This is a genomic window from Rhizobium sp. TBD182 (assembly GCF_001950375.1).
Taxonomy (GTDB): domain Bacteria; phylum Pseudomonadota; class Alphaproteobacteria; order Rhizobiales; family Rhizobiaceae; genus Agrobacterium; species Agrobacterium tumefaciens.
Genome location: NZ_BDLN01000001.1, coordinates 601,446 through 627,487 on the forward strand (window position 1 = coordinate 601,446; position 26,042 = coordinate 627,487).

Annotated in this window: 21 protein-coding genes; all 21 read right to left on the reverse strand. The window is 58.8% G+C overall.

The window, feature by feature from the left end:
- Window positions 1-6: 6 nt before the first annotated feature.
- Window positions 7-3,507, reverse strand: a complete 3,501-nt coding sequence (dnaE, locus tag T18_RS03060; protein WP_019565483.1) for a DNA polymerase III subunit alpha — start codon at window positions 3,505-3,507, stop codon at window positions 7-9.
- Window positions 3,508-3,989: 482 nt separating this feature from the next.
- Window positions 3,990-4,673 carry an ABC transporter ATP-binding protein gene (locus T18_RS03065; RefSeq protein WP_013635957.1) on the reverse strand — a complete coding sequence of 228 codons (684 nt, stop codon included), beginning with the start codon at window positions 4,671-4,673 and terminating at the stop codon, window positions 3,990-3,992.
- A 15-nt stretch (window positions 4,674-4,688) separates the two neighbouring features.
- Window positions 4,689-5,996, reverse strand: coding sequence for a lipoprotein-releasing ABC transporter permease subunit (locus T18_RS03070; RefSeq protein ID WP_003512696.1), 1,308 nt, complete (start codon window positions 5,994-5,996; stop codon window positions 4,689-4,691).
- Window positions 5,997-6,118: 122 nt separating this feature from the next.
- Window positions 6,119-7,441 (reverse strand): proline--tRNA ligase, encoded by a 1,323-nt coding sequence (proS, locus tag T18_RS03075; protein WP_038492791.1) that lies wholly within the window; start codon window positions 7,439-7,441, stop codon window positions 6,119-6,121.
- A 686-nt stretch (window positions 7,442-8,127) separates the two neighbouring features.
- On the reverse strand, window positions 8,128-8,433 hold the full coding sequence (locus tag T18_RS03080) for a DUF1467 family protein (protein WP_003512694.1): 306 nt from the start codon (window positions 8,431-8,433) through the stop codon (window positions 8,128-8,130).
- A gap of 147 nt (window positions 8,434-8,580) precedes the next feature.
- A complete protein-coding gene (locus tag T18_RS03085; RefSeq protein ID WP_003512693.1) occupies window positions 8,581-10,248 on the reverse strand; it encodes a ribonuclease J in 1,668 nt (555 codons plus the stop codon).
- A 207-nt stretch (window positions 10,249-10,455) separates the two neighbouring features.
- Window positions 10,456-11,196 (reverse strand): biotin--[acetyl-CoA-carboxylase] ligase, encoded by a 741-nt coding sequence (locus T18_RS03090; protein ID WP_025593259.1) that lies wholly within the window; start codon window positions 11,194-11,196, stop codon window positions 10,456-10,458.
- Between the two features lie 26 nt (window positions 11,197-11,222).
- A complete protein-coding gene (gene nuoN, locus T18_RS03095; protein ID WP_003512691.1) occupies window positions 11,223-12,665 on the reverse strand; it encodes an NADH-quinone oxidoreductase subunit NuoN in 1,443 nt (480 codons plus the stop codon).
- Window positions 12,666-12,683: 18 nt separating this feature from the next.
- Entirely contained in the window at window positions 12,684-14,195 is a 1,512-nt protein-coding gene (locus T18_RS03100; protein ID WP_013635953.1) for an NADH-quinone oxidoreductase subunit M, read from the reverse strand.
- Window positions 14,195-16,192 (reverse strand): NADH-quinone oxidoreductase subunit L, encoded by a 1,998-nt coding sequence (gene nuoL, locus T18_RS03105; RefSeq protein ID WP_013635952.1) that lies wholly within the window; start codon window positions 16,190-16,192, stop codon window positions 14,195-14,197. Before nuoL ends, T18_RS03100 begins: the two co-directional genes overlap by 1 nt.
- A 7-nt stretch (window positions 16,193-16,199) precedes the next feature.
- Window positions 16,200-16,508, reverse strand: coding sequence for an NADH-quinone oxidoreductase subunit NuoK (gene nuoK, locus T18_RS03110; RefSeq protein ID WP_003496445.1), 309 nt, complete (start codon window positions 16,506-16,508; stop codon window positions 16,200-16,202).
- 29 nt (window positions 16,509-16,537) lie between these two features.
- Entirely contained in the window at window positions 16,538-17,152 is a 615-nt protein-coding gene (locus tag T18_RS03115) for an NADH-quinone oxidoreductase subunit J (protein ID WP_003512680.1), read from the reverse strand.
- Window positions 17,153-17,293: 141 nt separating this feature from the next.
- Complete coding sequence (gene nuoI / locus T18_RS03120; RefSeq protein WP_003512679.1) at window positions 17,294-17,785, reverse strand: NADH-quinone oxidoreductase subunit NuoI; 492 nt, start codon at window positions 17,783-17,785, stop codon at window positions 17,294-17,296.
- A 36-nt stretch (window positions 17,786-17,821) separates the two neighbouring features.
- Window positions 17,822-18,868 carry an NADH-quinone oxidoreductase subunit NuoH gene (gene nuoH / locus T18_RS03125; RefSeq protein WP_038490739.1) on the reverse strand — a complete coding sequence of 349 codons (1,047 nt, stop codon included), beginning with the start codon at window positions 18,866-18,868 and terminating at the stop codon, window positions 17,822-17,824.
- A 12-nt stretch (window positions 18,869-18,880) separates the two neighbouring features.
- Window positions 18,881-20,962: an NADH-quinone oxidoreductase subunit NuoG gene (gene nuoG, locus T18_RS03130; protein WP_038490736.1), complete on the reverse strand. Its 2,082-nt coding sequence runs from the start codon at window positions 20,960-20,962 to the stop codon at window positions 18,881-18,883.
- A gap of 155 nt (window positions 20,963-21,117) precedes the next feature.
- Window positions 21,118-22,422 (reverse strand): NADH-quinone oxidoreductase subunit NuoF, encoded by a 1,305-nt coding sequence (gene nuoF, locus T18_RS03135; protein ID WP_003502381.1) that lies wholly within the window; start codon window positions 22,420-22,422, stop codon window positions 21,118-21,120.
- Window positions 22,423-22,432: 10 nt separating this feature from the next.
- Window positions 22,433-23,542 carry an NADH-quinone oxidoreductase subunit E gene (locus T18_RS03140; RefSeq protein WP_038490731.1) on the reverse strand — a complete coding sequence of 370 codons (1,110 nt, stop codon included), beginning with the start codon at window positions 23,540-23,542 and terminating at the stop codon, window positions 22,433-22,435.
- Window positions 23,543-23,558: 16 nt separating this feature from the next.
- A complete protein-coding gene (locus T18_RS03145) occupies window positions 23,559-23,819 on the reverse strand; it encodes a hypothetical protein (protein WP_025593255.1) in 261 nt (86 codons plus the stop codon).
- Window positions 23,819-25,009: an NADH-quinone oxidoreductase subunit D gene (locus tag T18_RS03150; RefSeq protein WP_003512668.1), complete on the reverse strand. Its 1,191-nt coding sequence runs from the start codon at window positions 25,007-25,009 to the stop codon at window positions 23,819-23,821. Before T18_RS03150 ends, T18_RS03145 begins: the two co-directional genes overlap by 1 nt.
- A gap of 1 nt (window position 25,010) precedes the next feature.
- Window positions 25,011-25,439 (reverse strand): GFA family protein, encoded by a 429-nt coding sequence (locus tag T18_RS03155; protein ID WP_038490727.1) that lies wholly within the window; start codon window positions 25,437-25,439, stop codon window positions 25,011-25,013.
- Complete coding sequence (locus T18_RS03160; protein WP_003512657.1) at window positions 25,436-26,038, reverse strand: NADH-quinone oxidoreductase subunit C; 603 nt, start codon at window positions 26,036-26,038, stop codon at window positions 25,436-25,438. The genes T18_RS03155 and T18_RS03160 overlap by 4 nt, the downstream gene beginning before the upstream one ends.
- Window positions 26,039-26,042: the final 4 nt, after the last annotated feature.

Sequence of the window (26,042 nt, forward strand, 5' to 3'; positions counted from 1 at the left end):
GAGGCCTCACACCAGCTCCACATCAACAACGCCGGGGGCAGAGCGAAGTGCGGCGGCGATCTCAGGGGAAATACGATATTTCTCCGTCAGCTCCACCTCGATCTCACGGCTCCCCTCGTCCTTGATGACGATGAAATAAACCGATCCGTCACCTTTGGTATTGAGGTGGCGGGCAACGGTTTTCAGCGGGCCTGAATCTCGCACATAAACCCGCAACGCCTTCTGCATCTGCACGGATTTTTCCTCGAGCGATTGCGCCGTCTGGATGCGCAGACCGATGCCTTCCGGGCGCTCTTCCGCCTGCACGGTGATAACAAGCGATTTGCCCACCTCGAGCAGATCGCGAAACTGGGCAAGCCCTTCGGAAAACAACACCGCCTCATATTGGCCGGAGGCATCGGAGAAGGTGACGATACCCATCTTGTTGCCAGTGCGGGTCTTGCGCTCCTGCTTGCCGGTGACGGTGCCGGCCAGACGCCCGGCGGTCGCACCCTGTTTCACTGCGGCGGAAAAATCGGCGAAATTCTGCACCCTCAACTTTTCCAATACAGGGCGGTAGGTATCGAGCGGATGTGCGGTCAGGTAAAAACCGAGCACCTGATATTCGCGCAGCAGTTTTTCCGAGGCGAGCCAGGGCTGGAAGGCAGGCAGGATGAGCTTTTCCGGACCGCTTGCGCCGCCGGAGCCGAACATGTCCGACTGGCCGGTAACACGGCTTTCCTGCGCGCGTTGCGAATAACCGATGATACGGTCCAGCCCGCCGATCATCTCGGCACGGTCGCGGCCAAAACAATCGAAACCGCCAGCATTGATGAGGCTTTCGAGCACACGCCGGTTGATCTGCTTCGGATCGATGCGCAGGCAGAAATCCTCCAGGCTCGCAAATGGCTTGCCGTCGCGCACGGTAACGATGTGTTCCACAGCGCCCTCGCCCACGCCCTTGATGGCGGCCAGCGAATAATAGATGCGGTTCTCACCCGTCTCGAACTGCCGGAAGGACGTCTGCACCGAAGGTGCCACGACCTCTATACCGAGACGGCTGGCATCCTGGCGGAAATCATTGAGTTTTTCCGTGTTGGCCATATCCAGCGTCATGGAGGCCGCAAGGAACTCCACCGGATAATGCGCCTTCATATAGGCGGTCTGATAGGACACGATGGCGTAAGCGGCGGCGTGGCTCTTGTTGAAGCCGTAATTGGCGAATTTCGCCAGAAGGTCGAAGATGGTGTTGGCCTGCGGCTTCGACACGCTGTTTCTGATCGCGCCGTCCACGAAGCGCTCGCGCTGCTGGTCCATCTCCTCCTTGATCTTCTTGCCCATGGCGCGGCGCAGAAGATCGGCTTCGCCGAGCGAATAACCTGACAGAACCTGGGCGATCTGCATCACCTGTTCCTGATAGACGATAACGCCCTGCGTTTCCTTCAGGAGGTGGTCGATGGTGGGGTGGATCGACTCCAGCTCCTCCTCGCCATGCTTGCGGGCATTGTAGACCGGAATGTTTTCCATCGGACCCGGACGATAAAGCGCCACCAGCGCAATGATGTCCTCGATGCAGTCCGGGCGCATGCCGATAAGCGCCTTGCGCATGCCGGCACTTTCCACCTGAAACACGCCGATGGTTTCGCCGCGTGACAACATCTCGTAGGTTTTGGCGTCGTCCAGCGGAATTGCGGCGAGATCGACCTTGATGCCGCGTTTGGCAACGAAATCGACGGCAACCTTCAGCACCGTCAGCGTCTTCAGACCGAGAAAGTCGAATTTGACGAGGCCGGCGCTTTCCACCCATTTCATATTGAACTGGGTAACCGGCATGTCGGAGCGCGGATCGCGATACATCGGCACCAGCTTCGACAGCGGCCGGTCACCAATGACGATACCGGCAGCATGGGTGGAGGCGTGACGGTAAAGCCCCTCGATCTTCTGGGCGATATCCAGAAGTCGGGCAACGACGGGCTCCTTGTCCGCCTCTTCCTGCAGACGCGGCTCTTCCTCGATCGCTTTTGACAGCGGCGTCGGATTGGCCGGGTTGTTGGGGACCAGCTTGCAGATCTTGTCCACCTGTCCATAGGGCATTTCCAGCACGCGGCCGACGTCGCGCAATGCCGCGCGCGCCTGCAACGAACCGAAGGTAATGATCTGCGCCACCTGCTCGCGGCCATATTTGCGCTGCACGTAGCGGATCACCTCTTCGCGGCGGTCCTGGCAGAAGTCGATATCGAAGTCGGGCATCGACACGCGTTCGGGATTGAGGAAGCGTTCGAACAGCAGCGAGAAGCGCAGAGGATCGACATCGGTGATGGTCAGCGCATAGGCCACGAGCGAGCCTGCACCCGAACCGCGGCCGGGGCCGACTGGAATATCCTGCTGCTTGGCCCATTTGATGAAGTCCGCAACGATCAGGAAGTAACCGGGAAAACCCATGCGTTCGATGACGCCAAGCTCGAAATCCAGCCTGTCGCGATATTCCTGCTCTGTGTAGCCAGGTGCCATGCCGAGGGCCGCAAGGCGAAGATCAAGACCTTCGACGGCCTGACGGCGAAGCTCTTCGGCCTCTGCCCGTTGCGCCGCTTCGGGATCGTCGCTGGCACCGGTGAAGCGCGGCAGGATCGGCCCACGCTTCTTCAGCACATACGAGCAACGCATTGCGATTTCGACGGTGTTTTCCAGTGCCTCCGGAAGGTCGGCAAACAGCTCCGCCATCTCCTCACGGCTTTTCATATAATGGTCGGGGGTCAGGCGGAACCGGCTGTCATCCGAAACGATGGCGTTATGCGCCACCGCCATCAATGCATCATGCGCCTCATAATCGGCCCTCGAAGGGAAGAAGGCCTCGTTGGTGGCGACCAGCGGAATATCATGTTCATAGGCAAGCCCGATCATACGCCGCTCATGGGCGCGGTCGAAACCGGACTGACGCTGCAACTCGATATAAAGCTTATCACCGAAGAGTGATTTCAGCGCCAGCAGGCGTTCTCTCGCCTGCGCCGTATGCCCTTCCTTCAGAGCCATATCCACCGGACCACCGGAGGCACCCGTCAGCACAATCAGCCCGGCATTGGAGGCTTCCTCCAGCCATGCACGGGTAATATGCACGGACTGGCCACCGCTTTCGCCTTCCAGATAGGCGCGGCTGATAAGGTCCACCAGCCGCTCGTACCCTCCGGCATCAGCCGCGAGCAGCACGATGGCTGGAAGCTTGGCAAGGTGGCTGTTGTGGTTGCGGCGATCATCCACCGCATCCTGCATGTCGATCGACACCTGACAGCCGATAATAGGCTGCAAGCCCTCGTCACGCGCCTTCTCGGAAAACTCCAGCGCGACGAAAAGATTGTTGGTGTCGGTAATGGCTATGGCCGGCTGGCCGTCTGCAACGGCCTTGGACATGATTTTCTTGAGGGGTAAAGCCCCCTCAAGCAGGGAGTAAGCGGAGTGAACCCGCAGATGGACGAAACCGGGTGTTTTCAGCGTTTCGCCAGAGGTCTCTCCACGCGTAACCGTCTCGCCCATATCGTCATCCTGTCATTCTGAATCGAGGGGGCGATTTTCCGATTTTCGGCCTTCAAAGTCCACCGCCTTTCGGCGTCTATACAGGCTTCTGCGCCGGTGTGCCCTTCACAGGGCAGTGAGGATCACCGAAAAGCTGGCGACGAACACAGCGATGGAGGCGAAAGCGGCAACGTCACGGATGAAATCAGTCATTGGTCTCTCCTTACTCGTTATGTTCTAACTTTGTTCTCATTTTGTTCGATTGTCAACAGGCTTTTACCAATATTCCCCTTGCTAACGCGGCAGAATCGGCTGCGGTTCCACCTTCGTGAATGGCAAGCCACTGACTCCAAAGCAAAAAACCCGGAGGCAAAAACACCTCCGGGTTCGTGAAAATTCAATTGTGGAAGGACGAGTGGCCTTGCGGGAAACCTGACCGTAGACAGACTCAGCCGCAGAAAAGATCGCAAAGGCGGCGTTATGGTCGCCTTACTGCATCACGATCAGAAGTCTACGATCTTGCCGTCTGCAAGCGTCACGCGGCGGTCCATGCGGTTGGCAAGCTCGTGATTATGGGTGGCGATCAGTGCGGCAAGGCCGGACTGGCGCACCAGCGCCTCCAGCGCGTCGAACACGTAATGCGCGGTCTCGGGATCGAGATTGCCGGTCGGCTCGTCGGCGAGAAGCAGGAGCGGTGCGTTGGCAACGGCACGCGCAATCGCCACACGTTGCTGTTCACCGCCGGAAAGCTCAGCCGGGCGATGTTCGCCGCGATGGCCGACGCGCATGTAATCGAGCAGCGCGCTCGCACGCTTGCGGGCCTCGCCCTGCGTCAAACCGGCGATGAGCTGCGGCATCATCACATTCTCCACCGCCGTGAACTCCGGCAGCAGATGATGGAACTGGTAGACGAAACCGATGTCGCTGCGGCGGATCGCCGTGCGCTTTTCATCCGGCAGACCATTGCACGGCGCGTCATTGATGAAAACCTCGCCAGCATCCGGATGTTCGAGAAGCCCAGCGAGATGCAACAGCGTGGATTTGCCGGTGCCCGAGGGGGCAACAAGCGCCACCATCTCACCACTCTTCAACTCGAAATCGGCCTTGCGCAGAATGGAGAGCGACGTCTCGCCCTGACCATAGGTCCTCTCGACGCCGGTAAGCCGCAGCACTGATTTTTTTGCCATATTGTGAAGCGGTCCTTATTCGTAACGCAGGGCCTGCACCGGATCGAGCTTGGAAGCCCGCCATGCCGGAAAGATGGTTGCCAGGAAAGAAAGCGTCAGCGCCATGATGACGACGGTAATGGTCTCGCTGATATCCATTTCGGCCGGAAGCTGGCTGAGGAAATAGAGCTGCGGATCAAACAGCACCGTGCCTGACACCCAGGAGAAGAACTGCCGGATGGATTCCACATTGAGGCAGACGATGACGCCAAGTGCCACACCGGCGAATGTGCCCACGGTACCGATGGCAGCTCCCGTCATGAAGAAGATACGCATGACGGCACCGGAACTGGCGCCCATGGTGCGCAGAATGGCGATATCGCTGCCCTTGTCCTTAACCAGCATGATGAGGCCGGAAATGATGTTGAGCGCCGCCACCAGAACGATGAGCGTCAGTATCATGAACATCACGTTTCTTTCCACCTGCAGGGCGGAAAAGAAGGTCTGGTTACGCTGTCTCCAGTCGGTGATATAGATCTGCCGCTCAGCTGCCTGCTCCACCAGCGGGCGGATGCCGTCGACATTGTCTGGGCGACTGACGTAAAGCTCGATGGATTGCACCAGGCCTTCGGCATTGAAATAAAGCTGGGCTTCGGACAGCGGCATATAGATCATCGACGCATCATATTCCGACATGCCGATCTCGAAGACGCCCGAAATCTTGTAGGATTTGACGCGCGGGTTGACACCCATCGGCGTCACATCGCCTTCAGGCGAAATGAGGGTGATATCGTCACCCGCCGTCACGCCAAGCTGTGCGGCAAGCCTTGAGCCAACCAGAACCCCGTCGCCCGCCATGAAGCCGACGAGATCGCCGGTCTTGACGTTAGTGGCGACTTCCTTGATCTTGTCGATATCGTCCTGGCGAACGCCGCGCACGAGCGCACCGGAGCCGGCGCCACCGCGACCGGAGGCCAATGTCTGCCCCTCTACCAGCGGCAGGGCCATCGTCACGCCCGGAATGGCGGAGAACTTCTTCGCCAGCTCATCGTAATTGTTGAAGGGCTGGTCGATCGGCTGGACGATCATATGGCCGTTGATGCCGAGAATGCGCGAAATCAGCTCCGTGCGAAAACCGTTCATGACAGCCATGACGATGATCAGCGTCGCGACGCCCAGCATGATGCCGACGAAGGAAAAGCCGGCGATGACGGAAATGAACGCTTCCTTGCGCCGCGACCGCAGATAGCGCCAGGCCACCATGCGCTCGAAAGCAGAAAACGGCCGGGCGGTCCTTTCCCGGGCGGAAGGAGCCGCACCCTTGTCAGCCTCGGCTTTTGCCATGTCGTCTCCCTGATCTGAACTTGAAAGGCCGGTTTTCACAAAAAACCGACCCCTGATCTTGATCTCATAAAGCTGGAGCGGATTTCAGGCGAAAACCGCTCGTCACTTTCACCATTTCGCGCTTAGCCAAGCACCCTGTTCATTGCCGCTTCGATTGTGACGGTTTCACGGTCGCCGGTCTTGCGATCCTTGACCTCGACTTCACCGTTCGCTGCCGAACGTGGGCCGACGATGATCTGCATCGGCACGCCGATCAGGTCAGCAGTCGCGAACTTCTGGCCCGCGCGGTCGTCCGTATCGTCATAAAGAACATCCTTGCCGGCATTGGAGAGCGAGTAATACAGCTTTTCGCACGCCGCATCACAGGCTGCGTCACCTGCCTTCATGTTGATAATCACGACATCGAAAGGAGCGACCGAAGCCGGCCAGATGATTCCGTTTTCGTCATGCGATGCTTCAATGATGGCGGGAACAAGGCGTGTCGGGCCAATGCCGTAGGACCCCATGTGAACGGGGTGTTCCTTGCCATCAGCACCCTGCACCTTGGCGCCCATCGGCTCGGAATATTTGGTGCCGAAATAGAAGATGTGGCCGACTTCGATGCCGCGCGCCGAAAGGCGCTCGCCATCGGGAATGGCCTCATAAGCAGCTTCGTCGTGCATTTCCGAGGTGGCGGCATAGTCGGCCGTCCATTCGTCGAAAACGCCTTGAAGGGCTGCGACGTCGTCGAAGTTGGTATCATCGGCGGGGATGGCGCGGTCGAGGAAGCTCTTGTGGCAGAAAACTTCGGATTCGCCGGTATCGGCCAGAATGATGAATTCGTGGCTGTGATTGCCGCCAATCGGGCCGGTATCGGCACGCATGGGAATGGCGCGCAGGCCAAGGCGCTCAAAGGTGCGCAGGTAAGCGACGAACATCTTGTTATAGGAGTGGATCGCGTCTTCCTTGGTCAGATCGAAGGAATAGGCATCCTTCATCAAAAACTCGCGCGAGCGCATGGTGCCGAAACGGGGGCGCACCTCGTCGCGGAACTTCAGCTGAATATGATAGAGGTTCAGCGGCAGGTTCTTGTAGGATTTCACATAGGACCGGAAGATGTCAGTGATCATCTCCTCGTTAGTGGGGCCATACAGCATCTGGCGGTCCTGACGGTCCTTGATGCGCAGCATTTCCTTGCCGTAATCGTCATAACGGCCGCTCTCCTGCCACAGCTCAGCGGTCTGCAGCGTCGGCATCAGAAGCTCGATCGCGCCCGAGCGATCCTGCTCTTCGCGGATGATCCTGTTGACCTTGTCCAGAACGCGCTTGCCGAGCGGTAGCCAGGAATAGATGCCAGCCGATTGCTGCCGGATCATGCCCGCACGCAGCATGAGGCGATGGGAGACAATCTCCGCTTCCTTGGGGTTTTCCTTCAGGATGGGCATGAAATAACGGCTGAGACGCATGACGACTTCCATTGGTATGGGCAACAACACGCAAAGGCGCGGGAATCGCCCCGAATAGAGGGATATTGGCGCCGTACATAGCTGTTTCTGACCAAGAAGAAAACCCGCCATGCAAAGACCTGCCCAGGCGATTTCGTGGCATTTTCGCGATAGCTAATTCGCGTCAAAACGCTTTGGCCGGAATATTATTCTTGATCCGGTGCGACAAATTGCACCACAGGGAATTTTTTGCCGACTGTAACAAATATGCAAAAAATGAGATGACAAGCATGGGTGATTGGGCTAACTTTAGCTCACAAAAGAGGCAGGAAGTCTAAATTCTTGCCGTTTTCGCGGTCAGTCTTGGGAGGATTCGATCTTAGGCGCGCTTGTCGCTGCCCCGGTAACGGTTACAGATCACGCGAAACCTGAAAAACAAGGCTGAAATGCCTTGTTTTTTTTTGATTCCGGCGAAGTTCACAACCCCGAATGCTTATTCCGGTAAAATTGTGACAGCGAATTGCCCGCCAGAAACGCTAATGGTGTGTGCACGACTGATATGACATCCATGTGACAGCACTGGCGCATCTTGTGGCGACCGTTCATAAAACGGCAGCACGGCTTATGTTGCCTTAAATCGCATCACGAAGCCCGCCACGCTGCAAAATTCTGCGGCGCGCTTAATCCTAGCGCGTGGCTGAGGTGCTTCAGTCGAAAACCGGGATAATTCTCGGAAGGTCGTCCATGCTGACGCCGAACCACCAGGTTACGCCGTACCAGAGCCCGCAGATCAAAGCCGATATCAGCGTTGTCCACAACACGATGCGCCCGCCCCTGAACCTTGACGGGGCGCTTGCAACCGTGCCGATCGCCACATCGCCGTCTTCCTCCTGGGTGCGAAGGCCAATCGGCAGCACAACGAAAAGCACCGTCCACCAGACGATGAAATAAATGGCGAAGACCGAAAGAAGCGGCATGACGTCCTCCTGCGTGATGCGCCCCTTGTAACGCATTCATCCGCGAACCGGAACACTTCCCTGCAAGATGTGTAAAAAGCTGCAAGAGAGGAGAGTGAACGATCGCGGACGGCGATTGCGTCATGTCCGAGATGGTCCGGACATGACGGGGCGTTACGGTTTGAAAACCCGGGATTTTCCGTTTCAGACCTTGGTGACGAAAACCGTCACGATCGGCTTCTTGCCCCATGCCTGATTGGCAGCGGCGCGTACGGCGCGGCGCACTGACTCGCGCAGCAGCGCAAGGTCCTTGCGGCGGGCACGGGGGATGCTTTCCACGGCGCCGAGTACGGCGTCATAGAGCGTATCTTCCATGTCCTCGCCCTCATCATCGAATTCCGGCAGGCCAAAAGGTACGACATCGGGATCTCCGAGGAAGTCGTAGCGGCTGTCCAGCAGCACATTGACGGAGACATGGCCGGCGAAGGAAAGCTTGCGGCGGTTGCTGATCCCCATCTCGTCGAGGTCACCGATGAGGTTGCCGTCCTTGAAGACGCGGCCGTGCGGTGCGTCGTTGATGACTTCCGCAGGACCAGGCGCCAGACGCAGAATGTTGCCGTTACGAACCTTCGGCACCTGCGAAATGCCGGCCTGTTCGGCCAGTTCCTTCTGCGCGACCAGATGCGCCGCCTCGCCATGCACCGGCACCAGGATTTGCGGCTTGGTCCATTCGTACATCCTCAGAAGTTCGTTACGGCGGGGATGGCCGGAGACATGCACCAAAGCCTCATTGTCGGTAACGATATGGATGCCCTGCTCTATCAGGCCGTTCTTGATCTCGATGATCGCCTTTTCGTTGCCCGGAATGGCGCGCGAGGAAAATACCACCGTATCACCGGCAGCCAGCGCCACATTACGCATCTCATCGCGCGAAAGCTTGGCAAGGGCTGCCCGCGGCTCGCCCTGCGAACCGGTGAGAATGACGACCACCTTGTTGCGCGGAATATAGCCGTATTCGTCTTCAGCCAGGAACGGCTTGATACCTTCCATGATGCCGAGATCCTGCGAAACGTTGACGACGCGCTTCAGCGACGAGCCGAGCAGCAGCACTTCGCGTCCGGCAGCTTCCGCAGCCTGCGCGATGGAGCGGATACGGCCGACATTGGAGGAGAAGGTGGTGATGGCCACGCGACCCTCGGCATTTTCAATGATCTGGCGCAGCCCCTCAGATACTTCGTGCTCCGAAGGCGATACGCCGTCGCGCAGCGAGTTGGTGCTGTCGCACATCAACGCCAGCACGCCCTCCTCGCCGATGGCGCGGAAACGCGCCTCATCCGTCAACGGACCGAGAGACGGCGCCTCGTCAATCTTCCAGTCGCCCGTGTGGATGACATTGCCAAGCGGCGTGCGGATGACCAGCGACATCGGTTCGGGGATCGAATGGTTGACGCCGACGGCCTCGATTTCGAACGGGCCGACATTGATGCGATCACCCGCCTTGAACGGGGTGATTGGAATTTCGGCACGACTGCCCTCGTAGGCGCGCTTTGCCTCCAGCATTCCGGCGGTGAAACCCGAGGCATAGACGGGCACGTTGAGGCCCGGCCACAGATCGTTCAGCGCGCCGTAGTGATCCTCATGGGCGTGGGTGATGATGATGCCTTTGAGGTTCTTCTTCTGCTCGGCGATATAGCTGATATCGGGGAGAACCAGATCGACACCAGGCAGATCGAGGCCGGCAAAGGTAACGCCGCAATCCACCATGATCCATTGGCGCTTGCTTTCCGGACCGTAGCCGTACAGCGCCAGATTCATGCCGATTTCACCGACGCCGCCAAGCGGCAGAAATACCAGTTCGTCCTGTTTAGTCATTGTTCTTCTTATCCACTCACGAGAGCGCGCTGGCGACGGCAATATGCCGCGCCCAGCCGCCCGTTTAACAGCATCGGACATGAAACATCATCTGATCGACCGGGCCGATGCGGAGCCGGTCTGTCACCCTGCTTTTCATGAGCAGCAAGAAAGCTCCAACCTGTGGGAAGAGGTTCGGCGCGGGTCCTTGAAGACACGCCGTCCACCTCATCCAAAAAACACGTCGCCGGCGGCGATGGAGCGCCTTGTGCCCTCATCCTCATCCAGCAGCAGATAACCATTATCATCAATTCCAACGAAACGCCCGCCGATCGAGCGATCCGGAAAATTGACGGTGATATGTTCGCCGATACCGCAGGCAGCCGCCCGCCATCCGGCCATGACACCGGAAACGCCCCTGCCCTCATCCCAGCTTTGCAGCACATCCGCTGTCTCGCGGAAGAGATGCGCGAACAGCTCGTCGGGGGAGCACGACGCCCCGTGTTCGGACAGCATGGTGACGGGATAAAGCGGATTTTCAGGCTTGTGGGCGATATTGATACCGATGCCGATGACGATGGCGCGGCGTCCATCCGGCAGAAGTTCGGCTTCCATCAGGATGCCGCAGGTCTTCCGGCGCCCGATCAGCACGTCGTTCGGCCACTTTATCTCTAGCGGTTCGCCACCCGTCGGTAACACAGCGCGAATGGCGCGGTAGACGGCCAGCGCAAAGGCAAGCGGCAATGAACCGATGCGGTCCATTGGCGCGGGATCGATGAGAAGAAGCGAAGCGTAGAGATTGCCTGGTTCAGACACCCAAGGCCGGCCGCGGCGACCGCGTCCGCCAGTCTGGCGGATGGCGGTGATCCACAGATTACCGCCATCGCCTGCCCTTGCCCGGGCGAAACATTCTATGTTGGTCGATGGCGTTTCCGCCATCGCCTCGTGCCGGAAGTCATCGATGGACATCCGGCCCGTATGCTTGTGCGTATTGCTCAAAAGAACGTCTTTGCCGCAACCGTGACTGCATTGCCGAGCGCACCACCGAAGACGATGAAGGCGACGACGAACAGTCCAGAGAGCGCATAAACGATTTTCAGTTCGCCAGCTGGACGCTCGAAGCTGCCCTTGGCTTCATCGAACCACATGACCTTGACGACGCGGATATAATAATACGCACCGACAACCGAGCCGATCACACCGATGACGGCAAGCGGATAGAGTTTGGCTTCAATGGCAGCAAGGAAGACGTAGTACTTGCCGAAGAAGCCGGCGAGCGGCGGAATGCCGGCAAGCGAGAACATCAGGATCGTCAGAACAACTGCCATGAAGGGGTTGGTGGACGAAAGCCCGGCCAGATCCTCGACATTTTCGACATTGCCGATTTCCTTGCGACGCATGGAGAGAATGCAGGCGAAGGTGCCGAGCGTCATGACCATGTAGATGGTCATGTAGAGAATGACGCCCGAGATACCGGCCTCGGTGCCCGCCGCAAGACCAACCAGCGCGTAACCCATGTGACCGATGGAAGAATAGGCCATCAGGCGCTTGATGTTCTTCTGGCCGATTGCCGCGAACGAGCCGAGCAGCATGGAAGCGATGGAGATGAAGACGACGATCTGCTGCCAGTCGGCAAAGACCGGCTGGAAAGCGTCAACAACGATGCGAACGAAGATCGCCATGGCGCCGATCTTGGGAGCGGCAGACAGGAAGGCCGTGACCGGTGTCGGCGCACCCTCATAAACATCAGGCGTCCACATGTGGAACGGCACGGCGGAAATCTTGAATGCCAGACCGGCGAGAACAAAAACCAGACCGAAGACGAGGCCGAGCGAACGGGTCTCCGCCGTCAGAACCTGGGCGATTTCGGTAAAGCCGGTATTGCCGGTAAAGCCGTAAACCAGCGACATGCCGTAAAGCAGCATGCCCGAGGAGAGCGCACCGAGAACGAAATATTTCAGGCCCGCTTCGGTGGAGCGAAGGCTTTCCCGGTTGATGGCGCAGACGACGTAGAGCGCAAGCGACTGCAGCTCCAGCGCCATATAGAGCGAGATCAGGTTGTTGGCCGAAATCATCAGCAGGATGCCGAGCGTCGCCAGAACCAGAAGCACCGGATATTCGAACCGGCCGACCGGCTCGAAACGGCTCTGGCCGACAGAAAGGATCATGGCGGTGATCGAGCCGATCAGCGCCAGCACCTTCATGAAGTTGCCGAAGGCATCGGCGACGTAAACGCCGCCGAAAGCCACACCCGAAGCGGGCGCAAAGACGATCCAGAGACCGACGACGAGCAGCAGGGCCACGGAGAGGCCCGTGACCGTCGTTGTCGACTTGTCGCCCGAGAAGACGCCAATCATGAGCAGCGCCAGCGCGCCGACCGCAAGGATCAGCTCGGGCGTCGCGATGTGCAGACTGGCAAAAAGAATTTCAGCGGTCATGTCCAACGGGTCCTGTCGTCAATTCATAGAAAGCGCAACATTTTGCGCCGCCTGCAATGCAGCCGTATAGTTGTTTACCAGAAGATCGACCGAAGCGGCTGTCGCATCGAAAACCGGAGCCGGATAGACGCCGAAGAAGATCGTCAGCGCAACCAGCGGATAAAGGATGACCTTTTCGCGGGTCGACAGATCGAGCATCGATTTCAGGCTTTCCTTCTCAAGCGCACCGAAAATCACGCGGCGGTAGAGCCACAGCGCGTAAGCGGCCGAGAGGATGACGCCGGTTGCCGCAAACAGCGCGACCAGCGTGTTGGCGCGGAATACGCCGATCAGCGTCAGGAATTCACCGACGAAGCCGGAGGTGCCGGGCAGACCGACATTGGCCATGGTGAAGATCATGAAGGCGACGGCATATTTCGGCATGTTGTTCACGAGACCGCCATAGGCCGAGATCTCACGGGTATGCAGCCGATCGTAAACAACGCCGACGCAGAGGAAGAGCGCGCCCGACACGATGCCGTGCGACAGCATCTGGAAGATTGCGCCCTGCACGCCCTGCACATTGGCTGCGAAGATGCCCATGGTCACGTAACCCATGTGGGCGACGGAGGAATAGGCGATCAGCTTCTTGATGTCGTCCTGCATCATCGCCACCAGCGAGGTGTAGATGATGGCGAGAACCGACAGCGTGAAGACGAAGGGTGCGAAATAGTCCGACGCCAAAGGGAACATCGACAGCGAGAAACGGATGAAACCGTAACCGCCAAGCTTCAGCATGACGCCTGCCAGAATGACGGAACCTGCGGTCGGCGCCTGCACGTGCGCATCCGGCAGCCAGGTGTGTACCGGCCACATCGGCATCTTGACCGAGAAGGCCGCAAAACAGGCAAGCCATAGCCACGTCTGCATGCCGGCCGGGAAGCCGTATTTCAGAAGTTCGGTCATGTCTGTTGTGCCGGACTGCCAGTACATCGCCATGATGGCGAGCATGGTCAGAACCGAGCCAAGCAGCGTGTAAAGGAAGAACTTGTAGGATGCGTAGACGCGATCCTTGCCGCCCCAGACGCCGATGATGATGAACATCGGGATCAGCGTTGCTTCGAAGAAGACGTAGAAAAGAACCGTATCCAGCGCCACGAAGACGCCGATCATGACAACTTCCAGAAGCAGGAAGGCGATCATGTATTCCTTGATGCGCTTTTCAACCGACTGCCAGCTTGCCAGCACGCAGAAAGGCATGAGGAAGGTGGTGAGGATGACGAACAGCATGGAGATGCCATCGACGCCCAGATGATAGGCGGCGATGTTGCCGAACCATGCGTGTTTTTCCACCATCTGGAAACCGGGGTTCGAATTATCGAAGCCGATCCAGACGAACAGCGAAACCAGGAAGGTGAAAACGGTCGTCAGCAGCGAGACGTTGAGAATGTTGCGGCGACCGTAAGGGCCGTTCTCATTGGTCAGCAGCAAGAGCACCACGCCGACGAGCGGCAGAAAGGTGACCGTTGAAAGAATTGGCCAATCGGTCATCAAAACGCACTCCCGAGCATCATCCAGGTGACAAGCGCCGCGATGCCGATCAGCATCGCAAAGGCATAGTGATAAAGGTAACCGGATTGCAGGCGGACCATGCGGTTGGTCACGTCAACCACACGCGCTGCAATGCCGTTCGGTCCATAGTGGTCGATGACGGCCACGTCGCCCTTCTTCCACAGGAAGCGGCCAAGCGCCTTTGCGGAACGCACGAAGAGGAAGTCGTAAAGCTCGTCGAAATACCACTTGTTCAAGAGGAACTGATAGAGGCCGCGATGGGTCGCTGCCAGACGCTTCGGCGTCTCCGGCGACTTGATATACATGTACCATGCGGTGACAAAACCAAGCGCCATGGCGAAGAACGGGCTCCACTTGACCCACAGCGGAACATGGTGGAACTCGTCAAGGATTTCATTTTCCGGAAGCGTGAAGAGAGCACCCTTCCAGAACTCGGCATATTCATGGCCGAAGAAGTAACCTTCGAAGACAACACCGGCGAAGATCGCGCCGACGGTGAGGATGAAGAGCGGGATCAGCATGACCATCGGCGATTCATGCACATGGTGCATCACGTCAGCCGAAGCGCGCGGCTTTCCGAAGAAGGTCATGAACGCCAGACGCCAGGAGTAGAAGCTGGTGAACAGCGCCGCGATGACCAGCAGCGTGAAGGCGAAACCCGACAGCACCGAGTGGGACGCATAAGCGGATTCGATGATGACGTCCTTCGAGAAGAAGCCGGCAAAGCCGATCATCGTGCCCGGAATGCCCACACCTGTCAGCGCAAGCGTGCCGACGGTCATCGTCCAGAAGGTGATGGGTATATGCTTGCGCAGGCCGCCCATGTAACGCATGTCCTGCTCGCCATCGACGGCATGGATAACCGAACCGGCGCACAAGAACAGCAGTGCCTTGAAGAAGGCATGCGTGAAGAGATGGAACACGGCCGCGCCATAAGCGCCAACGCCAAGTGCCACGAACATGTAACCGAGCTGCGAGCAGGTCGAATAGGCAATCACGCGCTTGATATCGTTCTGCACGAGACCGACGGTCGCTGCGAAGAAGGCGGTGATGGCGCCGACCAGCGTCACGACGGTGAGCGCATCATGCGACAATTCGAACAGCGGCGACATGCGGGCAACCAGGAAGACACCGGCGGTGACCATTGTTGCGGCGTGAATGAGGGCGGACACAGGGGTCGGGCCTTCCATCGCGTCCGGCAGCCAGGTGTGCAGCAGGAACTGCGCCGACTTACCCATGGCGCCCATGAAGAGCAGCAGGCAGACGCCCGTCATCGCATTGGCCTTGTCCAGCTGCATGCCGAACAGGTTGATGACGGTTTCGGTGGAAGCTGCACCTTCAGCCGGCAGATAGGTGCTGGCGGCAGCGAAGATGGTCTCGAAATTGATCGAGCCGAACAGCACGAAGACGCCTGATATGCCGAGAATGAAGCCGAAGTCGCCAACACGGTTGACGATGAACGCCTTCATGGCAGCAGCAGACGCCGAAGGCTTCTTGAACCAGAAACCGATCAGCAGGTACGACGCTAGACCAACGCCTTCCCAGCCGAAGAACATCTGCAGCAGGTTGTCGGAGGTGACCAGCATCAGCATGGCGAAGGTGAACAGCGAAAGATAGGCAAAGAAGCGCGGACGATGCGGATCGTGGTGCATGTACCCGATCGAATAGAGGTGCACCAGCGTCGAGACGGTGTTGACGACGACGAACATGACGGCTGTCAGGGTATCGATGCGGAACGCCCACTCGACGTCGATGCCGCCGGACTGGATCCAGCGCAGCACGGTGACCTTGATCACCTCGCCCGGCTCGCCATGGGCAAGCGCGACGGAGAAGAAGACGATCCACGACAGGACGGCGACCACGATCATCAGACCGGTGGTGACATATTCCGAAGCCTTGGCGCCGATCGACCGGCCAAACAGGCCGGCAATCAGGAAGCCGATCAGGGGAAGAAAGACGATAGCCTTGTAGATCATAGCCTTATCAGCCCTTCATCATATTGACGTCTTCGACAGCGATCGATCCGCGGTTGCGGTAGAAGACAACGAGTATTGCAAGACCGATGGCCGCTTCGGCGGCTGCGACGGTCAGAATGAACAGTGCGAAGACCTGGCCGACGATGTCGTTCAGGAAAGCCGAGAACGCCACCATGTTGATGTTGACCGCCAACAGGATGAGCTCGATCGACATGAGGATGACGATGACGTTCTTCCGGTTGAGGAAGATACCGAAGATGCCGATCGTGAAGAGGATCGCGCTGACCGTCAGGTAGTGGGAAAGACCGATTTCCATATTCTGTTTCCTTGGATCCGTTCGCGCCTTCAGATGCCCTGGCCCGGCTTGACCTTGACCGTGGTGACGGCGGTCTTCGGGTCACGGCCGACCTGCGTGGATATGTTCTGCCGCTTGATGTCGGTGCGGTGACGCAGCGTCAGCACGATGGCGCCGATCATGGCCACCAGCAGCACGAGACCGGCAAGCTGGAAGAAGTAGACGTAATTGGTATAGAGCACGTCGCCCAGTGCGGCCGTATTGGTGCGCACGGCCGGTGACGGGATCGGCATGGTAATCGATTTGGCGGCCTGCGGGTTGAGCACGCTGCCGCCGACCACGACGATCAGTTCAGCCGCGAGAATGATACCAATCAGCGCACCGATCGGCGCATATTGCAGCACGCCGGAGCGCAGCTCCGCAAAATCCACATCCAGCATCATGACGACGAAGAGGAAGAGCACCGCCACCGCACCGACATAAACGACGAGCAGGATCATGGCGAGGAATTCGGCCCCCGTCAGCAGGAACAGCGCGGCTGCGTTGAAGAAGGTCAAAATCAGAAACAGCACCGAATGAACAGGGTTCTTCGATGCGATGACCATGAACGCAGACGCCACGGCGACGAAAGCGAATATATAAAAGAATACAGCGTGCAGACCCATGTTGGTGCCTTCTTGTCCTCATCCGGGCAAAGACCGCGCAATCGCGCGCTCTACCCGTTTCGTCCCCGCCGGCGATAACCGTGCAGGCTCTTTTACTCTTTCTTCGCTTCCCGGGGTCTCCCCCGGAAAGACGGTTGCGCCTTAACGGTAAGGCGCATCCAGTGCGAGGTTGCGCGCAATTTCACGCTCCCAGCGGTCGCCATTGTCGAGAAGCCTTTGCTTGTCGAAATAGAGCTCCTCGCGGGTTTCCGTCGCGAATTCGAAGTTCGGGCCTTCGACGATGGCATCCACCGGGCAGGCTTCCTGGCAGAAACCGCAATAGATGCACTTCACCATGTCGATGTCGTAACGCACCGTGCGGCGGGTGCCGTCATTGCGGCGCGGACCGGCTTCGATTGTGATCGCCTGAGCGGGACAGATCGCCTCACACAGCTTGCAGGCGATGCAGCGCTCTTCACCGTTCGGATAACGGCGCAGCGCATGCTCGCCGCGGAAGCGCGGAGACACCGGGCCCTTTTCGAAAGGATAATTCACCGTGGCCTTCTGCTTGAAGAAGTGGCGCATCGTCAGGAAGATCGCACCGACGAACTCCTTGAGGAACAGTGAATTGACGGCTTGGGAAAGGCTTGCCATCTCAAACTCCAGATTTCTGAGCGAGGAGTACGGACATCAACCGGCCCACCCCGTCAGCTTCAATACGAATGCAACAATAACGACCATGGCGAGCGACAGCGGCAGGAACACCTTCCAGCCAAGGCGCATGAGCTGATCATAGCGGTAACGCGGAACGAAGGCCTTCACCAGAGCGATCATGAAGAAAACCATGCAGCCCTTGAGCGCGAACCAGACAATGCCCGGAATCCAGTTCAGGAACCACACATCCACGATCGGCAGCCATCCACCAAGGAACAGGATCGTCGTCAGGCAGCAGATCAGAACGATCGCAGCATATTCGCCGAGCATGAACATCATGTAAGGCGTCGAGCCATATTCGACCATGTGACCGGCCACCAGTTCCGATTCCGCTTCCGGAAGGTCGAAGGGCGGACGGTTGGTTTCGGCAAGACCCGAGATGAAGAACACGATGAACATCGGGAACAGCGACAGCCAGTGCCAGTCGAGGAACGAGGCCGGCAGACCGATCATCGTGCCGAGGCCGGTACGCTGCGCCAGAACGATATCCGTGAGGTTGAGCGAGCCGACGCACAGAAGCACGGCGACGATGACGAGGCCGATCGACACTTCGTAGGACACCATCTGCGCCGCCGAACGAAGCGCGCCGAGGAACGGGTACTTCGAGTTCGAAGCCCAGCCGCCCATGATGATGCCGTACACTTCAAGCGAGGAAATCGCGAAAATGTAGAGAATGCCGACATTGATATTGGCAACGACCCAGCCATCGGCAAAGGGGATGACCGCGTAGGTGGCGAGCGCCAGCGTTACGGCAACCAGCGGCGCCAGAAGGAAGACCGCCTTGTTGGCGCCCGCCGGAATGACGGGCTCCTTCAGGATGAATTTCAAAAGGTCGGCGAAGGACTGGAACAGACCAAAGGGGCCGACGACGTTGGGACCACGGCGCAACTGCACGGCTGCCCAGACCTTACGGTCGGCAAGCAGAAGGAAGGCGATGGCCACCAGAAGGCAAACGAGAAGCAGCAGGGACTGGCCGACCATGATCAGCGCGGGCCAGACGTAGCTCCAGAAAAACGATTCCATAATCCCCTACCCTTACTCTGCCGCAGCCTGGAAATTGTTGCGGGCCAATGCGGAACACTCGGCCATGACGGCGGATGCGCGCGCAATCGGGTTCGTCAAATAAAAGTCTTTTACCGGCGAGGCAAACGCAGACTTATTGAGGCTGCCCGCGCGCGCGGCAAGTGCCTCGACATCCGCGCCGTTGCCGGCAACGATCTCATCGGTTTCCGCCAGATGCGGATGCGCGACATAAAGCTGGCCGCGCAGCGCCGACAGCGAATCGAACGGCAGCTTCTTGCCGAGCACGTCGGAAAGCGCACGCAGGATCGCCCAGTCTTCACGGGCCTCGCCCGGTGCGAAACCGGCGCGGTTGCCCACCTGAACGCGGCCTTCGGTGTTGACCCAGATACCGGGTTTTTCGGTGTAGGCTGCACCCGGAAGGATGACGTCGGCGTTCATCGCGCCATGGTCGCCGTGGCTACCGATGTAGACGGTGAACTTGGCGCCCTTGTTCGACAGGTCGATTTCATCGGCGCCGAGCAGGAAGAGAACGTCCATGGACGTCACCATTTCGGCAGCAGCAACACCGCCCTCGCCCGGCACGAAGCCGATGTCGAGACCACCGACGCGGGCAGCGGCAGTGTGAAGCACCGAGAAGCCGTTCCACTCTTCGCTGATTGCGCCAACCGAAACGGCAAGCTTCGCAGCGGCCGCGAGAACGGCTGCACCATCGGCGCGTGCCAGAGCGCCCTGGCCGATGATGATCAGCGGGTTCTTGGCGGACTTCAGCTTCTCAATAAAACTGTGAGAGCCATTGGCGATATCGGAAAGCGTTTCCGCGCCGGAGCCTAGATATTCGTAGTTGTAGCGCAGCTCACCGGCTTCGCCGATCACGCCGATCGGGAAACCACCGCGACGCCAGCGCTTGCGGATACGTGCATTGAGCACGGCCGCTTCATAACGCGGGTTGGCGCCGACGATCAGCAGCGCATCCGCGTGCTCAATGCCTTCGATTGTGGAATTGAACAGGTAGCTGGCGCGACCCAAAGACGGATCAAGCGCTGCGCCATCCTGACGGCAATCGACATTGGCCGAGCCGAGCGACGCCAGAAGCGACTTCAGCGCGAACATTTCCTCGACGGAAGCAAGGTCACCGGCAATCGCGCCGATCTTGCTGCCGCTGGTTGCGGCAACCGCCTGCTTGATAGCGCCGAAGGCTTCGCCCCAGCTTGCGGGCTGCAAGCGGCCATCCTTGCGGACGTAAGGGCGGTCGAGACGCTGCGTCTTCAGGCCGTCCCAGATGAAGCGGCTCTTGTCGGAGATCCACTCTTCGTTGATTGCCTCGTTGACACGCGGCATGACGCGCATGACTTCGCGGCCACGGGTATCGACGCGGATTGCCGAACCGAGAGCGTCCATCACGTCGATGGTTTCGGTCTTGTTCAGTTCCCACGGACGGGCAGTGAAAGCGAAGGGCTTGGAGGTGAGCGCACCGACCGGGCAAAGATCGACGACGTTGCCCTGAAGCTCGGAGGTCATAGCCTGCTCGAGATAGGTGGTGATTTCAGCGTCCTCGCCGCGGCCGATGAGGCCGAGTTCGGCGATGCCGGCAACTTCCGTTGTGAAACGGACGCAGCGGGTGCAGTGGATGCAGCGGTTCATCACCGTCTTGACGAGCGGGCCGATATATTTGTCTTCAACCGCACGCTTGTTTTCCGCGTAACGCGAACCGGCGATACCGAAGGCCATAGCCTGGTCCTGCAGGTCGCATTCGCCGCCCTGGTCGCAGATTGGGCAATCGAGCGGGTGGTTGATGAGAAGGAACTCCATCACGCCTTCGCGGGCCTTCTTGACCATCGGCGTGTTGGTGAAAACTTCAGGCAATTCGCCATTCGGGCCGCCCCGAACGTCGCGCACGCCCATGGCGCAGGATGCGGCGGGCTTGGGCGGTCCGCCCTTCACCTCGATGAGACACATGCGGCAGTTACCCGCGACCGACAAGCGCTCATGAAAACAAAAGCGCGGAACTTCAGCACCAGCCTCCTCGCACGCCTGCAACAGCGTGAAATGATCCGGAACCTCGATCTCTTTACCGTCAACCTTGAGCTTTGCCATGGTTCTACTTACGTCCTGTTGCCTGTTCGTCCCGTGTCTCTCACACGGTCCGCAACAAATCCTTAATCGCGCCCGACACTTCATCTCGTCGGTCAGGCGCTTCATGGTTTTCCGGCGCCGGGATCATCCCCGCGCCGCATGCAAACTGCGAAAGCTTATTCGGCAGCTTCCAGAACAGCGCCATCATCCATGGCCCTGTAGGTATATTGGTCGATGCGCTTTTCGATTTCCGGACGGAAATTGCGGATCAGCGCCTGTACCGGCCATGCGGCGGCGTCGCCGAGCGCACAGATGGTGTGGCCTTCGATCTGCTTCGTCACTTCGAACAGCATGTCGATTTCGCGCTTCTGCGCGTTGCCCTTCACCATGCGTTCCAGCACGCGCCACATCCAGCCGGTGCCTTCACGGCACGGCGTGCACTGGCCGCAGCTTTCATGCTTAAAGAACGCCGCGATGCGGGCGATCGCCTTGATGACGTCGGTGGACTTGTCCATGACGATCATGCCGCCGGTGCCGAAGGACGACTTCACTTCGCGCATGCCGTCGAAGTCCATGATGGCGTCCTTCATGTCCTCACCGCGCACGATGGGGCAGGATGCGCCGCCGGGGATGACGCCAAGCAGATTGTCCCAGCCGCCGCGAATGCCACCGCAATGGTGTTCGATCAGCTCACGGAAGGACAGGCCCAGCGCATCTTCGAAGGTGCATGGACGCTCGACATGGCCGGAGACCATGAACAGCTTGGTGCCGACATTGTTCGGACGGCCGATAGACGAGAACCATGCCGCACCTCGGCGCAGAATGGTCGGAGCAACGGCGATGGATTCGACGTTGTTGACGGTCGTTGGGCAACCGTAAAGACCCATATTGGCCGGGAACGGCGGCTTCAGGCGCGGCTGGCCCTTCTTGCCCTCGAGGCTTTCGAGCAGGGCCGTCTCTTCGCCGCAGATATAGGCACCTGCGCCGTGATGGACGTAGATGTCGAAATCCCAGCCGTTCTTGTTGTTCTTGCCGAGCAGGCCGGCATCGTAACATTCGTCGATGGCGGCCTGAAGCGCCTCACGTTCGCGCATATATTCGCCGCGCACGTAGATATAGGCGGTGTGCGCACCCATGGCGAAACCGGCGATAACGCAGCCTTCGATCAGCGTATGCGGATCGTTGCGCAGGATTTCGCGGTCCTTGCAGGTGCCGGGCTCGGATTCGTCGGCGTTGACCACGAGATAATGCGGACGGCCGTCGCTTTCCTTGGGCATGAAGGACCACTTGAGACCCGTCGGGAAGCCTGCGCCGCCGCGACCGCGAAGGCCGGAAGCCTTCATCTCGTTGATGATCCAGTCACGACCCTTTTCGATGATCTGCTTGGTGCCATCCCAATGGCCGCGCGCCATCACGCCCTTCAGGGACTTGTCCTTGAGGCCGTAGAGATTGGTAAAGATGCGATCCTGATCTTTTAACATGCTTCACCCTTTACCGCGGCTTCTTGCCGAAGACCCTGATATACTCGGCTTCGCCACCCTTGGCGAGCGCCTCGGCCTGCTTGATCCACTCATCGCGTTCGATGCGGCCCTTGAAATTCAGATAACCATCCACCCAGTCGCACTCGGCCTTCTTCCAGCCGGCAATCTGCGCATAGGTGAAGATACCGAGCTCGTTAAGCGTGCCTTCGATCTTCGGACCAACGCCTGAAATGAGTTTCAGGTCATCGGGCGCAGCGGGCTTTTCAATGCCTGCCGGACGGTCGTCCGACTCAAGCGACGGTCTGGATGCTGTCGCTTCCTTGCCTGCCGATTGCTGTTCCCCTGCCTTTGCGTTTTCCGCAGCAGCCTTGGGCTCGTTCGCAGGCGTCTTCAGCTTCGGATCGGTTTCCGGTGCGTCCGTCTTTGGCTTGGCGGCATTCGAAGGAAGAACGGGGGCTGCTTCCGCCGGAGCTTCCGCAGGCTTGTCGAGATTGGAGCGATCTGGCTTGATCTCTTCCGTCAGCGTCGTCAGGCCGCCAACGGGCACCGACTGGTGACGGTCGATCTGGGGGCCGGTCTTGACCGTGTCGCCCTTGCCTGCCTCGAACGTGTCGATGATCTCTTCCAGGCGCTCGGGCGTCAGATCCTCATAGGCATCCTTGAAGATGATGACCATCGGCGCGTTGACGCAGGCGCCCTGACATTCCACTTCTTCCCAGGACAGCGTGCCGCTCTCGTTGGTGTGCAGCGGATCGTGGTGGATCTTCTTGCGGCAGACATCCATCAGCGCTTCGGAGCCGCGCAGCATGCAGGGCGTGGTGCCGCAAACCTGAACATGGGCGCGTGTGCCGACCGGCTTCAGCTGGAACTGGGTGTAGAAGGTCGCCACTTCCATCACGCGGATATAAGCCATATCCAGCATGTCGGCGATTTTTTCGATGGCGGCGCGGGTAACCCAGCCGTCCTGCTCCTGCGCACGCATAAGCAGCGGGATAACCGCCGATTGCTGGCGTCCCTCCGGATATTTCTGGATCGTCTTTTCCGCCCATGCGGTATTATCCGCGTTAAAGGCAAATGCCACGGGCTGGAACTGATCTTCGGCTAGTCGACGAACGGACATACTTCCTCACGCCTTTTCAGTTTAACGTCTCACAACGCGATCTCGCCACCGTGACGAATTCGCAGGCATAAGCCGCCTTGTCTTTCTGCATGAACACGATGAACTTGCTGCCATTGGGAACCGAGGCCTTGATCTCGTATCCCGAAGACAGAAGCTGCTTGATGGTGGAACCGCCGCTGCTTGATAGCGATACGCCCCCCTCGTCCGTCGCCGTCTGGGCGAGAACGGAGGTCGACATCGCAGCAAGAAAAGCCAAGATGGCCAGCGGCAGACGCATCAGCGGTCGACCTCCCCGAACACGATGTCGAGGGAGCCGAGCACGGCTGTAACGTCGGCAAGCTGATGGCCCTTGCACAGGAAATCCATCGCCTGCAAATGTGCATAACCCGGCGCGCGGATCTTGCAGCGGTAGGGCTTGTTCGAACCATCGGCGACCACGTAGACGCCGAACTCGCCCTTCGGCGCTTCGACGGCGGCGTAAACTTCGCCGGCCGGAACGTGATAGCCTTCGGTATAGAGCTTGAAGTGATGGATCAGAGCTTCCATCGAACGCTTCATCTCGCCGCGCTTGGGCGGAACCACCTTGCCATCCAGCGAGGAGACCGGGCCAATGCGGTGCTTGCCGGAGAGAAGATCGACGCACTGCTTCATGATCTTCACCGATTCGCGCATTTCCTGCATGCGGATCAGGTAACGGTCATAGCAGTCGCCGTTCTTGCCGACGGGGATATCGAACTCCAGATCGGAATAGCACTCGTAGGGCTGCGCGCGACGCAAATCCCAGGCAGCACCCGAACCGCGCACCATGACGCCCGTGAAACCCCAGGCAAAGGCGTCTTCAAGCGAGACGACGCCGATATCGACGTTACGCTGCTTGTAGATGCGGTTGTCGGTCAACAAGCCTTCGATATTGTCGAGAACGGTAATGAAGGGATCGCACCATTTGCCGATATCTTCGACCAGTTCCGGCGGCAGATCCTGATGCACGCCGCCCGGACGGACATAGGCCGAGTGCATGCGGGCGCCACAGGCGCGCTCGTAGAAGACCATCAGCTTTTCACGTTCCTCGAAGCCCCAGACAGGCGGCGTCATAGCGCCGACGTCCATGGCCTGAGTCGTCACGTTCATGATGTGCGACAGGATGCGGCCGATTTCCGAATAAAGCACGCGGATCAACTGGCCGCGCATCGGGATTTCGAGACCCAGCAGCTTTTCGACGGCGAGCGCGAAAGCGTGTTCCTGGTTCATCGGCGCGACGTAGTCGAGACGGTCGAAATAAGGCACCGCCTGAAGGTAGGTCTTGGTCTCGATCAGCTTTTCGGTACCGCGATGCAGAAGACCGATATGCGGATCGACGCGCTCGACGATTTCGCCGTCCAGTTCCAGAACCAGACGCAGCACGCCGTGCGCGGAAGGGTGTTCCGGACCGAAGTTGATCGTGAAATTGCGGACGTTATGCTCAGTCATTCTAGTGCTCCGCCGAGGTGATCATGGCGATGAATTCGGGGCCGGTCATGTTCTGCGTGGTTTGCGCGAAAGAATAGCTCGAAGGCTTCTCATCCGTGAAAATCTGCGACGCAAAATGGAAACTGGAAGGGTTGTCGAAAGCCTGCAACGAGACGGCAAAATGCTTGCCATCCTTGGAGCGCCACATCAGCGTGCTGCCGCAATTTTTGCAGAAGCAGCGCTCGCCCCATTCCGACGAGGTATAAACACCGAAATGCTCCTCGTTCTCGATGGCGACGTCAGCGCATTCGACAGCCAGAAATGTTCCGCCGGACCAGCGGCGGCACATCGAGCAATGGCAAACGCCGAATTCGCGGGCGCCGATGCTGGCATTGAAGCCAACGGCGCCGCAAAGACATTGTCCGTGCTCTGTCGCGGGGGCTTCGCTCATTGCTTGGCCTTTTCGTCACCCGGGAGAACATAGTCAGTCCCCTCCCAGGGAGAGAGGAAATCGAAATTGCGGAATTCCTGCTTCAGTTCGACCGGTTCATAGAGAACCCGCTTCAGAACGTCATCGTAGCGTACTTCCACAAAGCCGGTAACCGGAAAATCCTTGCGCAGCGGATGACCTTCGAAACCGTAATCGGTGAGGATTCGGCGAAGATCCGCATGGCCTTCGAAAGGAATGCCGTACATATCCCAGGCTTCGCGCTCGAACCAGTCTGCACCCATGTAAACGGAGGTTGCCGAGGGAACGCCCTCGTCTTCCGCCACCTGCAGCTTGATGCGCACGCGCAGATTCTGGCGCGGCGACAAGAGGTGATAGACAACGTCGAAACGCTTCTCGCGCTGCGGCCAGTCGACGCCGCAAATATCGATGATGTTGACGAAACCGCACTGCACATCGTCACGCAGGAACGTCAAAAGCGCGATAACGCTTTCCGTCGTCGTGTTCAGCGTCAACTCGCCATAGGCAATATCGGCCGAAACCACGAGGGAACCACGCGCTTCCTTAACGTAAGCAGCAAGATCGTTTAGAGCTTCGCTCATTCCT

What these genes read in the sequence shown, in the direction of transcription:
- dnaE (WP_019565483.1), bottom strand. Translation starts at nt 3,507, where the DNA reads ATGGGCGAGACGGTTACGCGTGGAGAGACCTCTGGCGAAACGCTGAAA.
- T18_RS03065 (WP_013635957.1), bottom strand. Translation starts at nt 4,673, where the DNA reads ATGGCAAAAAAATCAGTGCTGCGGCTTACCGGCGTCGAGAGGACCTAT.
- T18_RS03070 (WP_003512696.1), bottom strand. Translation starts at nt 5,996, where the DNA reads ATGGCAAAAGCCGAGGCTGACAAGGGTGCGGCTCCTTCCGCCCGGGAA.
- proS (WP_038492791.1), bottom strand. Translation starts at nt 7,441, where the DNA reads ATGCGTCTCAGCCGTTATTTCATGCCCATCCTGAAGGAAAACCCCAAG.
- T18_RS03080 (WP_003512694.1), bottom strand. Translation starts at nt 8,433, where the DNA reads ATGCGTTACAAGGGGCGCATCACGCAGGAGGACGTCATGCCGCTTCTT.
- T18_RS03085 (WP_003512693.1), bottom strand. Translation starts at nt 10,248, where the DNA reads ATGACTAAACAGGACGAACTGGTATTTCTGCCGCTTGGCGGCGTCGGT.
- T18_RS03090 (WP_025593259.1), bottom strand. Translation starts at nt 11,196, where the DNA reads ATGTCCATCGATGACTTCCGGCACGAGGCGATGGCGGAAACGCCATCG.
- nuoN (WP_003512691.1), bottom strand. Translation starts at nt 12,665, where the DNA reads ATGACCGCTGAAATTCTTTTTGCCAGTCTGCACATCGCGACGCCCGAG.
- T18_RS03100 (WP_013635953.1), bottom strand. Translation starts at nt 14,195, where the DNA reads ATGACCGATTGGCCAATTCTTTCAACGGTCACCTTTCTGCCGCTCGTC.
- nuoL (WP_013635952.1), bottom strand. Translation starts at nt 16,192, where the DNA reads ATGATCTACAAGGCTATCGTCTTTCTTCCCCTGATCGGCTTCCTGATT.
- nuoK (WP_003496445.1), bottom strand. Translation starts at nt 16,508, where the DNA reads ATGGAAATCGGTCTTTCCCACTACCTGACGGTCAGCGCGATCCTCTTC.
- T18_RS03115 (WP_003512680.1), bottom strand. Translation starts at nt 17,152, where the DNA reads ATGGGTCTGCACGCTGTATTCTTTTATATATTCGCTTTCGTCGCCGTG.
- nuoI (WP_003512679.1), bottom strand. Translation starts at nt 17,785, where the DNA reads ATGGCAAGCCTTTCCCAAGCCGTCAATTCACTGTTCCTCAAGGAGTTC.
- nuoH (WP_038490739.1), bottom strand. Translation starts at nt 18,868, where the DNA reads ATGGAATCGTTTTTCTGGAGCTACGTCTGGCCCGCGCTGATCATGGTC.
- nuoG (WP_038490736.1), bottom strand. Translation starts at nt 20,962, where the DNA reads ATGGCAAAGCTCAAGGTTGACGGTAAAGAGATCGAGGTTCCGGATCAT.
- nuoF (WP_003502381.1), bottom strand. Translation starts at nt 22,422, where the DNA reads ATGTTAAAAGATCAGGATCGCATCTTTACCAATCTCTACGGCCTCAAG.
- T18_RS03140 (WP_038490731.1), bottom strand. Translation starts at nt 23,542, where the DNA reads ATGTCCGTTCGTCGACTAGCCGAAGATCAGTTCCAGCCCGTGGCATTT.
- T18_RS03145 (WP_025593255.1), bottom strand. Translation starts at nt 23,819, where the DNA reads ATGCGTCTGCCGCTGGCCATCTTGGCTTTTCTTGCTGCGATGTCGACC.
- T18_RS03150 (WP_003512668.1), bottom strand. Translation starts at nt 25,009, where the DNA reads ATGACTGAGCATAACGTCCGCAATTTCACGATCAACTTCGGTCCGGAA.
- T18_RS03155 (WP_038490727.1), bottom strand. Translation starts at nt 25,439, where the DNA reads ATGAGCGAAGCCCCCGCGACAGAGCACGGACAATGTCTTTGCGGCGCC.
- T18_RS03160 (WP_003512657.1), bottom strand. Translation starts at nt 26,038, where the DNA reads ATGAGCGAAGCTCTAAACGATCTTGCTGCTTACGTTAAGGAAGCGCGT.